Raw genomic sequence first — 14,083 nt, forward strand, 5'->3', positions numbered from 1 at the left:
GCACGGCCTCCCCGACCCCGAAAGGACCGGCACATTGACCCTCGACCTCCGCCACCGCCTGAACCGCAGGACCGTCCTCGGCGGCACCGCCGCCGCGACCTCCGCCGCACTGCTGCCGACGCTCACCGCCACCCCGGCCGCCGCCTCCCGCCGCCCCGGCCCCGACCCGGAGAACCGTCTGGTGCTGCTCGGCACGGCGGGCGGTCCGCCGCCCGAGCCCGGCCGGGCGGGCATAGCGTCCGCGCTGGTCGTGGACGGGCGGGTGCACCTCGTCGACGCCGGCCGGGGCGCCGTCACGCAGTACCTCGCCGCCGGCCTGCGCTACCGCGACCTCGCCGCGGTCCACGTCACCCACCTCCACGCCGACCACGTCGCCGACCTGCACAACTTCTTCCTGCTGCCCGGCTTCGGCGCCAACGACAGCGGGGACGGCATCACGCACCCCGTCGACGTCCACGGCCCGGGACCGGCCGGGGCGCTGCCACCCGTGTACGGCGGCGGCACGGCCCCGACCGTCGCCCCCGACCGCCCCACCCCCGGCCTCGCCGACCTCCTGGACCGGCAGATCGAGGCCTTCGCGTACAGCACCAACGTCTTCCTCCGCGACTCCGGCATCCGCGACGTGCGCGAGCTGATCCGCGTCCACGAGACCGCCGTGCCGGACGTGGGCGCCGACCCGCTCGGGCCGACCGCACCCGACATGGAACCCTTCACCGTCACCGACGACGGCTCGGTCAAGGTCACCGCCGTCCTCGTCCCGCACGGCCCGGTCTTCCCGTCGTACGCCTACCGCTTCGACACCCCGTACGGCTCCGTCGTCTTCTCCGGCGACACGGCCGCGTCCGACAACCTGGTCCGCCTGGCCCGGGGCGCCGACATCCTGGTGCACGAGGTCATCGACCTCGACTTCTACGACGGCCAGGGCCTGGACGACGCCCTGCTCGACCACCTCCGCGTCTCGCACACCGACGTCACCGAGGTCGGCCCGCTGGCCGAACGCGCGGGCGTCGGCACGCTCGTGCTCAGCCACATCGTCCCGGCCGACCCGGCCCTGGTCGGCCGCGGCTCCTGGGCGCGCAGGGCCGGCCAGGGGTTCGGCGGACGGGTGGTGGTGGGGGAGGACCTGCTGTCCCTGCCGCTCCACGGACTCCCGCACCCCGCGACATCTCCCACTGCACGAAACGAGGACGCACGGTGACCACCACCCGCGACGACACCGCCCGCGACACCGCGCGCGACGACACCGCGCGCGACGACATCACCCGCGACGACATCACCCGCGACGACTGGCTCCGCCGCGCCAAGACGCTCCCGCTCCCCGCCACGCACTTCATCGACGGCGCCGCACACGACGGCGGCGGCGCCTTCACCGTCGTCTCCCCGCGCGACGGCCAGGCCCTGGCCGAGGTGGCCGACGCCGGGACCGCCGAGGTCGGCCTCGCCGTCGCCGCCGCCCGCCGCGCCTTCGACCACGGACCCTGGCCCCGCCTCGCGCCCGCCGAACGCGGCCGTGCCCTCACCCGCCTCGCCGGCCTGCTCGACGCCCACCGCGCCGAACTCGCCCTCACCGTCAGCCTGGAGATGGGCAAACCCATCACCGACGCCCACGACATCGAACTGCGCGCCCTCGTCAACACCTTCCGCTGGTACGGGCAGTTGGCCGACAAACTCACCGACGCGTCCCCGCACACCGCGCCCGACGCCCTCGCCCTCGTCACCCGCGAACCCGCCGGCGTCGTCGGCGCCGTCGTCCCGTGGAACTTCCCGCTCACGCTCGCCGGCTGGAAGGTCGCCCCCGCCCTCGCGGCCGGCTGCACGGTCGTCCTCAAACCGTCCGAGAGCTCGCCGCTGTCCGCCCTGCGCCTCGCCCGGATCGCCGCCGAGGCCGGACTGCCGCCCGGCGTCCTCAACGTCGTGGCCGGTGACGGTCCGACGGCCGGGCGGGCGCTCGGCCTGCACCCGGACGTCGACGTGCTCGCGTTCACCGGCTCCACCGCCGTCGGCCGCCACTACCTGCGGTACGCGGCCGACTCCAACCTCAAGCGCGTCTGGCTCGAACTCGGCGGCAAGTCACCGAACATCGTCCTGCCCGACGCCCCCGACCTGGACCGGGCCGCCGCCACCGCGGCCTGGGGCATCTTCTTCAACCAGGGCGAGATGTGCACCGCCCCCTCCCGGCTGCTCGTGCACTCCTCCGTCGCCGAACGCGTCACCGAGGCGGTCGTCGACCGGGCCCGCGCCCTGCGCGTCGGCGACCCCCTCGACCCGGACACCGAGATGGGCGCCCTGGTCGGCCGCGTCCACCTCGACCGGGTCCTCGGCCACGTCCGGGCGGGCGTCGAGGCCGGGGCCCGGCTCCGTACCGGCGGCGAGTGCACCCTCACCGGGACCGGCGGCACGTACCTCGAACCCACCGTCCTCGACCGCGTGACGCCCGACAGCCGCCTCGCCCGCGAGGAGATCTTCGGGCCCGTCCTGTCCGTCCTCACCTTCGACGACCTCGACGAGGCGGTCCGGCTCGCCAACGCCACCGAGTACGGCCTCGCCGCGGGCCTGTGGACCTCCGACCTGACCACCGCGCACCGGGTCTCGCGCGCCCTCAAGGCCGGCACGGTCTGGGTCAACTGCTACGAGGAGGGCGACCTGACCGTGCCCTTCGGCGGCGTGAAGCAGTCCGGCAACGGCCGCGACAAGTCCGTACACGCCCTGGAGAAGTACACCGAACTGAAGACCACCTGGATCCAGTTGTGACGAGGACGACCAACCCAGCGAACAAAGCGAACACAGCGAACACGGCAAAGGCAGCGAACACAGCGAACACGGCGGAGGCGACGGCCACCACCACCACCGCACGCCGCCCGCTCATCGCGATCCCCGCCCGGTTCTCCGCCACGACCTCCGCGCTGCGGTACGCGGCCGAGGTCAACGCCCGCGCCCTGATCGAGGCCGTCTGGCGGGCGGGCGGCGAACCCGCCACCGTCCACCCGTACGCCCCCGACGGCAGCTGCGACCCGGCCGAGGTCGCCGCCCGGCTCGCCCGCTTCGACGGCGTACTCCTGCCCGGCGGCGGCGACCTCGCCCCGCGGCGCTACGGGGCGGGCGCGGCGCACGAGGCGGTCTACGACGTGGACGAAGAACAGGACGCCTTCGACCTGGAGACCGCCCGCCAGGCGCTCGCGCTGCGGCTGCCGCTGCTCGCCGTCTGCCGGGGACTCCAGGTCGTCAACACGGCCCTGGGCGGCACGCTCCACCAGGACATGGGCGGCCCGGGCCGCGAACACCGCCACGTCACCCACCCGGTGTCCCTCGCGCCGGGCTCCGCGGTCGCGGGCATCGTGGGCGGCGACAAGGCGGAGGCGTCCTGCTACCACCACCAGCACGTCGACCGCCTCGCGGACGGCCTCACGGTCACCGCCCGCGCGGTGGACGGCACGATCGAGGCCGTCGAATCGGCCGCCCCGGCGGGCTGGTTCGTGGCCGTCCAGTGGCACCCGGAGGACACCGCCTCCTCGGACCCGGCTCAGCAGGGGTTCTTCGACGCGCTCGTCAGGGCGGCGGGCCCCATCAGCCCCTCCGGCGTTTGAGGAGCGGGGAGGGGATCAAAATTACCCTTTCGCCCGCCGCCCGCTCCGCCGGGGCGCCGGCTCCGCCCCGCCCAACAGCTCCCGGCGCCGCTCCTCCCCGCGCTCCTCCACCTGCAGCACCACCCGCCGCAACCCGTCCGCGAGCCCCCGGCACTCCTCGTCGCTCAACTGCGAGGTGACGAACGCCTCTTCCTCGTTGAACGCGGGGAACACCTCGCGCATGAACGCCTCGCCCTCGTCGGTGAGACGCAGCAGCACCAGCCGCCCGTCGCTCGGGTGGCCGGCCCGCCGCAGCAGCCCGCGCGACTCAAGGGTGCGCGCGACCCCCGTCAGGGTGCCCTTGGAGATTCCCGCCTCCTCGGCGATGTGCCGGGTCTCGGACTCGCCCCAGACCCACACCACCCACAGGACGACGAACGCCGTCCACGTCAGATCGGAGCCGCGCAGCACGGAGTTCTCCAGGTGGTGCCGTACCGTGGCGGCGGCCCGGTAGATGTTCGCCACGGCCGCCATCTGCTCGCGGCGGATCGCGATACCGCCGAGCTTGGCCTGCGCGAGCTTCTCCGCTTCCGTGATCGATCGGTGGCCCGGCAAGCTTGCTCCTCGGTCGTCTGGGCGACGGAACCGGACGCACCGCGCGGCCGGGTCGTTCGACACCGAAGTGTACGGGCGGGACCCGCGCGGCTCCCCGGAGAGCAGCACACCCGCCGCCCGCCCCGGCCCCCTCACGACCCGTCGAACGGATCCGACCACACATCCATCGGCACCACCCCCACACTGCGCCCCACCGGATCGAGCAGCCGCCCCATCCGCTTCACGAACCGCAGCACCACCGCCCGGTCGAGGACGACCAGTTGGGGAAACCGCTGCGCGAGCACCTGCTCCAGCCGCTCCGCGTCGTCCAGGGACCGCAGCCACGCGCTGTACGAGAGGTTGCCGCGGCTGCCCGTGAGGCCGAGGCACACCCGCGTCTCGGGCAGTTCGGCGAGCTGCCGGGCGATCTCCTCGCGCTCCGCACCCGGCACGTCCGCGAGCAGCCACGTCGCGATCGGCCACCCGGACAAGGGCTGCGCGACCTCGCACCGCAACTCCAGGTCCCCGCCCGCGACCAGGGTGTGCAACCGCCGCCGTACGGTGCTGACGCTCACCCCGAGCCCGTCGGCCAGCTCGGTGAGCGGGGCCCGCCCGTCGGTGCACAGCCGCAGCAGCAACTGCCGGTCCTGCGCGGTGAGCCGGCGCGCCCCGGCCGTCGCCGCACGCTCGGGCCCGTCCGCCGCGAGCCGGGCCCGCTGGCGCGGGTCGAGGGCGCGCGGCCGCCAGTCGCCGCCCTGTGCGTGCACGCTGGTGATGAGGTGGCTGCGCGTATCCCGTACGCCCGGCAGCGCGCCCAGGGACTCGACCAGATACCGCGACAGCGCCGCGAGACTCGGCACGGCCACCGTCACGAGCAGGTCCCGGCTGCCCGTGGTGTGCTCCACGGTGAACGCGTGCGGCCGCTGCGCGAGCGTCCCGGCGACCTCCAGGGACCGCCCCGCCTCGCAGCGCACCTCGACCACCGCGGTGAACACCCGCCCCGTCTCCCGCCCCAGTTGCGGCGTCACCCAGGCGAGCCCGGCGTCCGCCATCCGCGACCAGCGCCGGGCCACCGTCACCGGATCCAGATCGAGGGCCGCGCCCACCCGCGTCCACGGGGCGCGCGGATCGAGCTGCAGGGCATGGACGAGGCTCAGATCGGTCTCGTCGATGGCCGACGCATCTGCGAACGAATCCTGCACGTCATCTGTCATGCAAGAAAAATAGCTGCAAAATCCTGGCCACGGTCGCTCGGGCGGCACGCTTTCCACCACCTCACCCCCGCCCCCGACGAAAGGAGCACCCCATGTCGGTCCGTGACGACGCGGCCGCGGTGCACGACGACCTCGTCCGCCTGCGCCGCGCCCTGCACGCCGAGCCCGAGACCGGCCTCGACCTGCCCCGTACGCAGGAGAAGGTCCTCACCGCACTCGACGGACTCCCGCTGCACACCACGACGGGCGCCGGCCTCAGCTCGGTCACCGGAGTCCTGCACGGGGCGCGGCCGGGCCCGACGGTCCTGCTGCGCGGCGACATGGACGCCCTGCCGCTCACCGAGGCCGTCGACCTCGGCCACCGCTCCCGGATCGACGGGCGCATGCACGCCTGCGGGCACGACCTGCACACCGCCATGCTCGTCGGCGCCGCCCGGCTTCTCGCCGCCCGGCGGGACACGCTCGCCGGGCAGGTCGTGTTCATGTTCCAGCCCGGCGAGGAGGGCTTCGACGGGGCCGGGCGGATGCTCGACGAGGGCGTCCTGGACGCGGCGGGCCCGGACGCCGGACCGGTCGCCGCGTACGCGCTGCACGTCAACTCGGCCGGGTTGCCCCGGGGTACGTTCCAGACCCGCCGCGGACCGGTGCTCGCCGCCTCGGACCAGCTGAGCGTGACCGTCCGGGGCTCGGGCGGCCACGGCTCCGCCCCGCACCGCGCGCAGGACCCCGTGCCGGCCGCCTGCGAGATGGTCACCGCGCTCCAGACCTTCGCCACCCGCACCTTCGACCCGTTCGACCCGGTCGTGCTGACCGTGGGCTCCTTCCACGCCGGCACGAAGAGCAACGTCATCCCGGACCGGGCCCGCTTCGAGGCGACCGTCCGCTCCTTCTCGCCCGCCGCCCACGCCCGCGTGAAGGACGGCGCGGTCCGCGTCTGCCGGGGCATCGCCGCCGCCCACGGCCTGGACGTCGACGTCGACTACGCCGAGCAGTACCCGGTCACCGTCAACGACCACGAGGAGGCCGAGTTCGTCGCCGACACCGTGGCCGAGGTGCACGGCGAGGAACGGTACGCGTGGGCCGAGCAGCCGCTGACCGCATCCGAGGACTTCTCCCGCATACTCGGCGAAGTCCCCGGCGCGATGGTCATGCTCGGCGCCTGCCCACCCGACCGCGACCCCGCGCGGGCGCCGTACAACCACTCCCCGCTGGCCGAGTTCGACGACGCGGTCCTGGGCGACGGCGCCGCCCTCTACGCGGAACTCGCCCTGCGCCGCCTGGCCCGCGCCGACTAGGGCACCATCACGCCGAGCCGCCCCCACGCCGCCCCCCACGCCGCACCGCACGCCCCCCTCCTCCCCGTACTCCGGAGTCGCCGATGCCCCGCGAACCGCACCCCACGGAAGCCGTCGCCGCCACCACGGCCACCGATGCCCCCGCCCCCGCTCCTTCCCCCGCGCCCGCGCCCGCTCCCGCCCCCGCAGGGGCCCGCGCGTCCCGCCGCCGCACCGTCTTCGGCACCGGCATCGGCAACGCGCTGGAGTGGTACGACTGGAACATCTACGCGGTGTTCACCCCGTTCTTCGCCCCGCAGTTCTTCCCCGGCTCCGACCCGGCGTCCGCCCTGATGGCCACGCTGGCGATCTTCGCGGTGGGGTTCCTGATGCGTCCGCTCGGCGGCCTGGTCTTCGGCCGGCTCAGCGACCGCAAGGGCCGCCGCATCGCCATGATCGTCTCGGTGGGCCTGGCGTCGGCGGGCAGCCTGGTCATCGGTCTCGCCCCGACGCACGCGACGATCGGGGTCGGCGCCTCGGTCCTGCTCCTGGTCACCCGGCTCGTCCAGGGCCTGGCCCACGGCGGCGAGCTGCCCGCCGCCCAGACGTACGTGTCCGAGATGGCCCCGCACGGCCGCCGCGGCCGCTGGTCCAGCCTGATCTACGTCTCCGGGACCTGCGGCATCGTCGTGGGCGAGGTCCTCGCCGCGATCCTCGCCGGCACCCTCAGCGAGGGGCAGCTGCACTCCTGGGGCTGGCGGGTGCCGTTCCTCGTCGGCGGCCTGATCGGCGCGTACGCGCTGGTGACGCGGATGCGTCTGGCCGAGACGGAGGCGTTCGAGAACCAGCGCAAGCAGGGCGCCGCGACCGCCGCGCCGCGTGCCTCCCTGTGGCGCGACTTCCGCGCCAACCGCCGCGCCTGCCTGCGCGTCGTCGGCATCACCCTGGGCGGCACGGTCACCTACTACACCTGGGTCGTCTCGGCGCCCGCGCAGGCCATCGCCGTCAAGGACTTCGACCCGGAGGCGGCGCTGTGGGCGGGCGTCCTCGCCAACCTCGTCTTCATCGCCGTACTGCCGCTGTTCGGCATCCTCTCCGACCGCGTCGGCCGCAAGCCGGTGATGCTCCTGTCGTACGTCGGCATCCTGGTCCTGACGTTCCCGCTCGACCTGCTGATCCGCGACCAGGTGTGGCAGCTCGGGGTGGCCATGACCATCGCGATGCTGTTCATCGCCGCGAGCTCGGCGATCCTGCCGACGGTGTACGCGGAGATGTTCCCGACGGGCATGCGCACGGCCGGGGTCGCGGTGCCGTACGCCTTCGCCGTCGCGGCGTGCGGGGGCAGCGCCGCCTACCTGCAGACCTGGCTCGGCTCGCAGGGGCTCGGGCACGTGTTCCTGCTGTACACCATGGCGCTGCTGCTGCTCGCGGTGGTCGTGATCTGGCGCATGCCGGAGACGAAGGACGTCGAACTGACCTGAGCGGCATGGGCCGTTGACGGCGCGAACGTCGACGGCGGGGGAGCGGAGGGCGGCGCCACCGGTGCGGTGGGGCCGCCCTCGGCGATGGCGGGGTGCCTCACCCCTCATGCCTCACCCCTGCTGCCCCATTACTGCCCCATCACGTACTTCACCGTCGGCCCGGTGGTCCAGCCGCCGTCGACCGCCAGCTCCGCGCCCGTCACGTACGACGACGCGTCCGACAGCAGGTACACCACCGCGTCCGCGATCTCCGAGGACTCGCCGACCCGGCCCATCGGGGTGTTCGGGTAGTTGCCCTCGCCCTGCTGGATGCCGACCTGTGCGGTCATCGGCGTGTACGTCATGCCCGGGTGCACGGAGTTGACCCGGATCCGGGACGTGCCGAGCTCCACCGCGCCGATCTTGCTGAGCCCGCGCACACCCCACTTGGACGCGCCGTACGAGGAGGTCAGGGCGAGCCCCATCAGACCGGCGGCGGAGGAGATGTTGACGATCGAGCCGCCGCCGTTCTCCTTCATGCCGGGGATCACGGTCTTCATGCCGATGAAGACACCGGTCAGGTTGATGTCGAGAACCTGACGGAAGTGCTCCACCGTCTCGGTCTCCAGCGGCTGACCCGTCGAGATGCCCGCGTTGTTCACCAGGCCGTCGACCCGCCCGAACTCCGCCACGGCGAACTCGGCGGCCCGCCGCCAGTCGTCCTCCGACGTCACGTCGAGCCGCACGAAACGCGCCCGCTCGCCGAGCCCCTTCGCCAGGTCCTGGCCTTCGGCCTCCAGCAGGTCGGCGACGACCACGTTCGCGCCGGCCGCCACGGCCTTGCGGGCCGCATCGGCGCCGATGCCGCGGGCGCCGCCGGTGATGATCACCGTCTTGTTGCTGAGATCGGTCATGAGGAGCTCCAAGGGAAATCACGGAGGGATTCGAAACTGCGGGCCGCGAGGGCGCCGGGGCCCTCGCCGCCGTCGGCCGGTGCGTCGGTGTCGGCCCAGCACTCGACGGAGACCCGGATCGCCGCACTGGCGACGCCCGCCGCGAGACGCAGGCCCCTGGAGGCCCGCGCATCGTCCAAGGCGCCGAGCCCGTGGCGTTCGGCGAGCACATCGAGGAGTGCCGTCTCGGCGGCGAAGCACGCGTCGTTCCACACGGAGCGGAGCGCCGGAGCGTCCTCGGCCATCCGCAGCAGAGAACGGACCCACTCCAGGGACTCCGCGTTCGCCACCGTGCCGGCGTCCCCCGCGGCGGCCGGGTCGAGCGCGTCGTCGGCCGCCTTGATCAGCGCGTCCGCCACGGACAGGCCCTCCGGCGCGGCACGTACACACTCGACCCACCGCTGCGTGCCCTCGGTGAAGAGCGGAGCGACGGACTCCTCCTTGGTCGCGAAGTAGCGGAAGAACGTACGCGGTGAGACCCCCGCGGCGCGGGCGATGTCCTCGGCGCGCGTGGCACGCAGTCCGTGCTCCACGAAGAGTGCGGCAGCGGTGTGGGCGATGTCCCTGCGCGTGGCGGCCTTGCGCCGCTCGTTCAGTGAGCTACCGGGCATGACTGCATGCTATGCCTGTGTGGCAGAATCTGCCACCAATGTGCCGGGTGACCAGCCGGGCGAAGGCTCAGGCGCAACGGACGGCAGCGAACGACGGCGATCGACGGCGATCGACAGCGAACGACGGCGATCGACAGCGATCGACAACGAACGACGGCGATCGACAGCGATCGACAACGAATGACAGCGATCGACAGCGATCGACAACGAATGACAGCGAACGACACGAATGATGGGACGGCAGGACCAAGTGCGGCGACGGCGTTTCCTCCAGCAGACGGCCTCCCTCGCCTCGGGAGCGGCACTCGGCCTGGCAGGCTGCGGCGCCGACGAGGCCAGGACCCCGCTGCGGGTGCTGGTGGCCAGTTACGACGACAGCGTCGGCGCCGCCATCGGCGACCAGTGGGGCGACGTCGCCAAGGCCTTCGAGAAGAAGCACCCGACCATCGAGGTCACCGTCGAACGCGTGCCGTTCGCGAAGCTGGACGCCACGCTCGCCCGCCGCGTGGAGCAGGGCCGGGCCCCCGACATCGCCCAGTCCAACCTCTTCGCGAGCTACGCAGAGGACCAGCTCCTGTACGCCGCATCGGACCTCTTCGACATCGCCACCGAGTCCGACTTCACGCTGTCCCTCGCCCGCGCCGGCCGGTTCCAGCGCGTCCAGTACGGCATCCCGCTGATGGCCAGCACCTCGCGCCTCTTCTACAACAAGGCCCTCTTCGCCGAGGCGGGCGTCGCCGGCCCGCCGCGCACCTGGACCGAACTGCGCGCCACGGCACAGGCGTTGAAGGCCGGCGGCGTCCCCACCCCGTACGGCCTCCAGTTCGGCCCCGAGGCCGCCGAGGACGAGCTGTACGCCTGGCTGCTCGCCGGCGAGGGCGACTACACCACGTCCAGCGGCTACGACTTCGACTCCGAGGTGAACGTCGACACGCTCACCTGGCTCCGCGACAACCTGGCCGCCCCGGGCCTCGCAGGCCGGGACCCGGCGAAGCTGAGCCGCACCGCCGCCTACGAGCAGTTCCTCGGCGGACGCATCGGCATGATGCTCGCCCACCCCGTCCTGATGGACGCCGCCGACCACGTCGAACTCCCTTACGCGCACGCCGCGTTCCCCTCCCGGGACGGCGGCGCGGCCCCGCCCGTCGGCATCAACGACTGGCTCCTCGCCTTCCGCGCCAACGGCCGCCGCGCCGCCTGCTCCGCGTTCCTCGAATTCGTCTACGGCAAGGAGTCCGCGGCGAGTTACGGCGGCGGACAGGCCGCCGCCCTGCCCGTCACCGAGTCCGGCGCCGAAGCCGTCGCCGGCAACGACCGCCTCGGCAAGTTCATCGACCAGCTGCCGCGCGCACGCTTCCAGCCGACCGGCATGCGCTCCTGGCCCGCCGTCCGCAAGGAGATCCGCACGGAGATCGGCGGCGCGGTCCGCCCCGGCGGCGACCCGGACGCCGTGCTGCGCTCCCTGCAGGCCGGCGCCACCCGCAGCGAGGCCTTGGCCGAATCCTGAACACGCCCGCCGCCGCGGGGCGTTGTCAGTGGCAGCCCTTACGTTCGTCCCTCCGCGCCCTGCGGCGGGCGCTCCGGCGGGACGCTCCGCTGCCGCGCGGCGATGAGTTTGGGCGACGGGCCGGGTCTACCCGTACGGGGGCCGCCGCAGCGGACGTGAGGAGAAAGCCATGACCGCCACCTACACCTTCGACGTCTTCAGCAGCCTCGACGGCTACGGGGGCGCCGGCGGCGACTGGACCGGCTACTGGGGCCGACAGGGCCCCGAACTGCTCGACCACCGCCTCTCCCAGTACGAGGAGGAGCAGCGCATGATCCTCGGCGCCCACACGTACCGCCTGTTCGTGCAGATGCTCGCCGACAGCACCGAGGACTCCGACGTACGCGACCCCTGGGTCACACGGATGCGTAACCTGCCCCTCACGGTGGTGTCGACGACGCTGGCGGGCCCGCTCGACTGGCCGGACGCGACCGTCGCGCACGGGGACGCCGTGGATGTCGTCGCCCGGCTCAAGAAGGAGTCCGACGTCCCGCTGCGCTCCCACGGCAGCCTGTCGATGAACCGCGCACTCCTCGCCGCGGGCCTGGTCGACCGCCTGCAGGTGACGCTCTTCCCCGTGATCACCGGCGCGTCCGGCCTCGACCCGGTCTTCCGCGGCGCGGCCGACTTCGACCTGGAGCTGGTCGAGCAGCGCACCCTCGACGGCCACATCCAGGAGCTGATCTACCGGCCCACGCTCCACTGAGCCGTACGCCCGCGCGGCCCGAAGGCGCCGCGTTCCTGCGGGCGTCGGCCTGCCCGCCACGGCCGGGCAGCCGCATCCGGAGAACCCAGGTCAAACGCAGGAACGGCCAAGGAAAAGAGGGAGTCAAGTGTGCGGGTGTGGCCGGATCTGAGGCGCGCGTGACGGAAGGGGCGCGCTAGCCTGGCAGTTGGTTGTCTGGGGCAATCAAAACACCTGGGTGGGCCCACTCACCCCGGGCGCTGCGCGCTGCGCGCACGCCGCACGCACACGCCGCCCCGGACCACCGCTGACCACCGCTGACCACCAGAGCACCACCCACCGGCACGCGCAGGGACGAGCGGGCGCCGGTGACGTCAGAAGGACACCTCATGCCCGAACAAGAGCCCTTCCGCAGCCACGTGGAGGAGACCCTCGACGCGCTGGCGGCCGACCCCGGCCGCGAGCTCCTGGTGCACGGCGACCGACGCCTGACGGCCGGTCAATTCCGGTCGCTGGTCCACCGCATGGCCCACGCGCTCACCGCCCGAGGCGTCTCGCGCGCCACCACCGTCACCCTCCTCAGCGGCAACCTGCCCGAGACCATCGCCGCCCGCTACGCCGCCAACCTCGTGGGCTGCCGCGTCAACCACCTCTACAACAAGCTGTCGGCCGACGTGCAGGCCGCGATCGTCGACGACGTCGAGACGCAGGCCCTGATCGTCGACCCGCACTACGCCGACCGCGCCGCGGAGATCACCCGGACCACGCCCGTACCGCATGTCCTCCTACTGGGCGACGGCAAGCGCGACATCGGCCCGGACCTCCTCGCGCTCGCGGCCCAACAGCCCGCCGACCCGTTCGCCGCCCGAGCCCGCCCCGACGACATCTGCACCATCCGCCACACCGGCGGCACGACCGGCCACCCCAAGGGCATCGTCACCACCTTCGCGCAGGCGGCCCGCATGCACCGGACGGCCGACGCGGTCCGCCCCGCGGGCGAGGAGGCGCCGAGGCAACTCGCCTGCACCACCCTCGCCCACGCCGCGGGACTGCTCGCCGACGTCGTGATCCGCGCCGGCGGCGCCGTCGTACTCCACGACGACTTCGACCCCGGCGAGGTCCTCGCCGCCATCGAGCGCGAACGCATCACCCGCCTCTTCCTGCTCCCGCCGCTGCTCTACCAGCTCCTCGACCACCCGGACGCCGGGCGCCGCGACCTGAGCAGCCTGCGCGGCCTCACGTACGGCGGCTGCCAGGCCTCGCCCACCCGGATCGCCGACGCCGTACGCCGACTCGGCCCCGTCCTCGTCCAGTTCTACGGCCAGAACGAAGCCGGCGGCATCAGCGTCCTCACCGCCGAGGACCACGACCCGGACCGGCCCGGGCGGTTGCGTTCCGCGGGCAGGGTGCTGCCGGGCGTGGAGGTCGCCGTACGCGACGCCGACGGCAACGACCTGGCGGCCGGGGAGCACGGCGAGATATGCGTCCGCTCCGACGGCGCCATGACGGGCTACTGGAAGCAGCCGGACCTCACCGCGGAAGTGCTGCGCGACGGCTGGCTGCACACCGGCGACATCGGCTTCCTCGACGACGAGGGTTACGTCACCGTCGTCGACCGCCTGAAGGACATGATCGTGGTCGTCGGCGGCCACGTGTACACCACCGAGCTGGAGGATCTGCTCAACTCCCACCCGAAGGTGCGGCAGAGCGCCGTCTTCGGCGTGCACGACGCAGACCGTACGGAACGGGTGCACGCCGCCGTCGTACCCGTGCCGGGCGCAGGGGTGGAGGCCGAGGAACTCCGGGCGGCGGTACGCGAGCGGCGCGGCGCGATGTACGAACCGGCCCGCCTCACGTTCCTGGACGCCCTGCCGCTGACGGACGCGGGCAAGCCGGACAAGAAGCTGCTGCGGCAGCGCGCGGGGCAACCGGCCTGAGGACGGCGGCGAGAGCCGAGCAGACAGCGCAAGCCGAGCAGACAGGCGAGCGGACAGAACGGCAGGAGGCAAACAGAAAGGCAAGGAGCGCACTCTCCTTGCCACGTTCAACTTATAGCGCGGCGGGGGGCTTGCGGCAAGGCCCCCGCCAGAGCGCAGAATCATCCGCCGAGGCCACGGCCTGCGGAAACGCGGCCGCCGCGCGAGTGTGGTGCCGTACGCACACGTCCGGCTGGGACGTGGCCG

12 protein-coding genes are annotated in these 14,083 nt (G+C 73.3%); 8 read left to right on the top strand and 4 right to left on the bottom strand.

Annotated features, from left to right (window positions below):
- Positions 1 to 34 precede the first annotated feature (34 nt).
- From QIS99_RS16315 to QIS99_RS16325, 3 genes are all read left to right on the top strand, one after another.
- The gene (locus QIS99_RS16315) at positions 35 to 1,198 is read left to right on the top strand and encodes an MBL fold metallo-hydrolase (RefSeq protein WP_282514099.1); all 1,164 of its coding nucleotides are present in this window, start codon (positions 35 to 37) and stop codon (positions 1,196 to 1,198) included.
- Between the two features lie 59 nt (positions 1,199 to 1,257).
- Positions 1,258 to 2,751 carry an aldehyde dehydrogenase gene (locus tag QIS99_RS16320; RefSeq protein WP_282514192.1) on the top strand — a complete coding sequence of 498 codons (1,494 nt, stop codon included), beginning with the start codon at positions 1,258 to 1,260 and terminating at the stop codon, positions 2,749 to 2,751.
- Between the two features lie 113 nt (positions 2,752 to 2,864).
- Positions 2,865 to 3,584: a gamma-glutamyl-gamma-aminobutyrate hydrolase family protein gene (locus QIS99_RS16325; RefSeq protein ID WP_282514193.1), complete on the top strand. Its 720-nt coding sequence runs from the start codon at positions 2,865 to 2,867 to the stop codon at positions 3,582 to 3,584.
- A gap of 21 nt (positions 3,585 to 3,605) precedes the next feature.
- On the opposite strand, the gene QIS99_RS16330 is transcribed toward QIS99_RS16325, so the two are convergent.
- A complete protein-coding gene (locus tag QIS99_RS16330) occupies positions 3,606 to 4,178 on the bottom strand; it encodes a MarR family winged helix-turn-helix transcriptional regulator (RefSeq protein ID WP_282514100.1) in 573 nt (190 codons plus the stop codon).
- A 131-nt stretch (positions 4,179 to 4,309) separates the two neighbouring features.
- Positions 4,310 to 5,371: an Lrp/AsnC family transcriptional regulator gene (locus QIS99_RS16335; protein ID WP_282514101.1), complete on the bottom strand. Its 1,062-nt coding sequence runs from the start codon at positions 5,369 to 5,371 to the stop codon at positions 4,310 to 4,312.
- A 92-nt stretch (positions 5,372 to 5,463) separates the two neighbouring features.
- Here QIS99_RS16335 and QIS99_RS16340 point away from each other — a divergent pair, with 92 nt between their 5' ends.
- Both QIS99_RS16340 and QIS99_RS16345 read left to right on the top strand, forming a co-directional pair.
- Positions 5,464 to 6,666 carry a M20 metallopeptidase family protein gene (locus QIS99_RS16340; protein ID WP_282514102.1) on the top strand — a complete coding sequence of 401 codons (1,203 nt, stop codon included), beginning with the start codon at positions 5,464 to 5,466 and terminating at the stop codon, positions 6,664 to 6,666.
- Between the two features lie 83 nt (positions 6,667 to 6,749).
- The gene (locus QIS99_RS16345) at positions 6,750 to 8,126 is read left to right on the top strand and encodes an MFS transporter (protein WP_282514103.1); all 1,377 of its coding nucleotides are present in this window, start codon (positions 6,750 to 6,752) and stop codon (positions 8,124 to 8,126) included.
- Between the two features lie 128 nt (positions 8,127 to 8,254).
- Here QIS99_RS16345 and QIS99_RS16350 read toward each other — a convergent pair whose 3' ends face one another.
- Together QIS99_RS16350 and QIS99_RS16355 are read right to left on the bottom strand one after the other, a co-directional pair.
- Positions 8,255 to 9,019, bottom strand: coding sequence for a glucose 1-dehydrogenase (locus tag QIS99_RS16350; protein WP_282514104.1), 765 nt, complete (start codon positions 9,017 to 9,019; stop codon positions 8,255 to 8,257).
- Entirely contained in the window at positions 9,016 to 9,669 is a 654-nt protein-coding gene (locus QIS99_RS16355; protein WP_282514105.1) for a TetR/AcrR family transcriptional regulator, read from the bottom strand. The genes QIS99_RS16350 and QIS99_RS16355 overlap by 4 nt, the downstream gene beginning before the upstream one ends.
- A 250-nt stretch (positions 9,670 to 9,919) precedes the next feature.
- On the opposite strand from QIS99_RS16355, the gene QIS99_RS16360 reads away from it, so the two are divergent.
- From QIS99_RS16360 to QIS99_RS16370, 3 genes are all read left to right on the top strand, one after another.
- Positions 9,920 to 11,176, top strand: a complete 1,257-nt coding sequence (locus QIS99_RS16360) for an extracellular solute-binding protein (protein ID WP_282514106.1) — start codon at positions 9,920 to 9,922, stop codon at positions 11,174 to 11,176.
- Between the two features lie 169 nt (positions 11,177 to 11,345).
- The gene (locus QIS99_RS16365; RefSeq protein ID WP_282514107.1) at positions 11,346 to 11,921 is read left to right on the top strand and encodes a dihydrofolate reductase family protein; all 576 of its coding nucleotides are present in this window, start codon (positions 11,346 to 11,348) and stop codon (positions 11,919 to 11,921) included.
- Positions 11,922 to 12,289: 368 nt separating this feature from the next.
- On the top strand, positions 12,290 to 13,837 hold the full coding sequence (locus QIS99_RS16370; protein ID WP_282514108.1) for an AMP-binding protein: 1,548 nt from the start codon (positions 12,290 to 12,292) through the stop codon (positions 13,835 to 13,837).
- Positions 13,838 to 14,083 lie beyond the last annotated feature (246 nt).

This window comes from Streptomyces solicavernae (assembly GCF_029968095.1).
Lineage (GTDB): Bacteria > Actinomycetota > Actinomycetes > Streptomycetales > Streptomycetaceae > Streptomyces > Streptomyces solicavernae.

Coding starts and splice junctions, on each gene's coding strand:
- QIS99_RS16350 (WP_282514104.1), bottom strand. CDS start 9,019: ATGACCGATCTCAGCAACAAGACGGTGATCATCACCGGCGGCGCCCGC.
- QIS99_RS16370 (WP_282514108.1), top strand. CDS start 12,290: ATGCCCGAACAAGAGCCCTTCCGCAGCCACGTGGAGGAGACCCTCGAC.
- QIS99_RS16355 (WP_282514105.1), bottom strand. CDS start 9,669: ATGCCCGGTAGCTCACTGAACGAGCGGCGCAAGGCCGCCACGCGCAGG.
- QIS99_RS16365 (WP_282514107.1), top strand. CDS start 11,346: ATGACCGCCACCTACACCTTCGACGTCTTCAGCAGCCTCGACGGCTAC.
- QIS99_RS16345 (WP_282514103.1), top strand. CDS start 6,750: ATGCCCCGCGAACCGCACCCCACGGAAGCCGTCGCCGCCACCACGGCC.
- QIS99_RS16335 (WP_282514101.1), bottom strand. CDS start 5,371: ATGACAGATGACGTGCAGGATTCGTTCGCAGATGCGTCGGCCATCGAC.
- QIS99_RS16340 (WP_282514102.1), top strand. CDS start 5,464: ATGTCGGTCCGTGACGACGCGGCCGCGGTGCACGACGACCTCGTCCGC.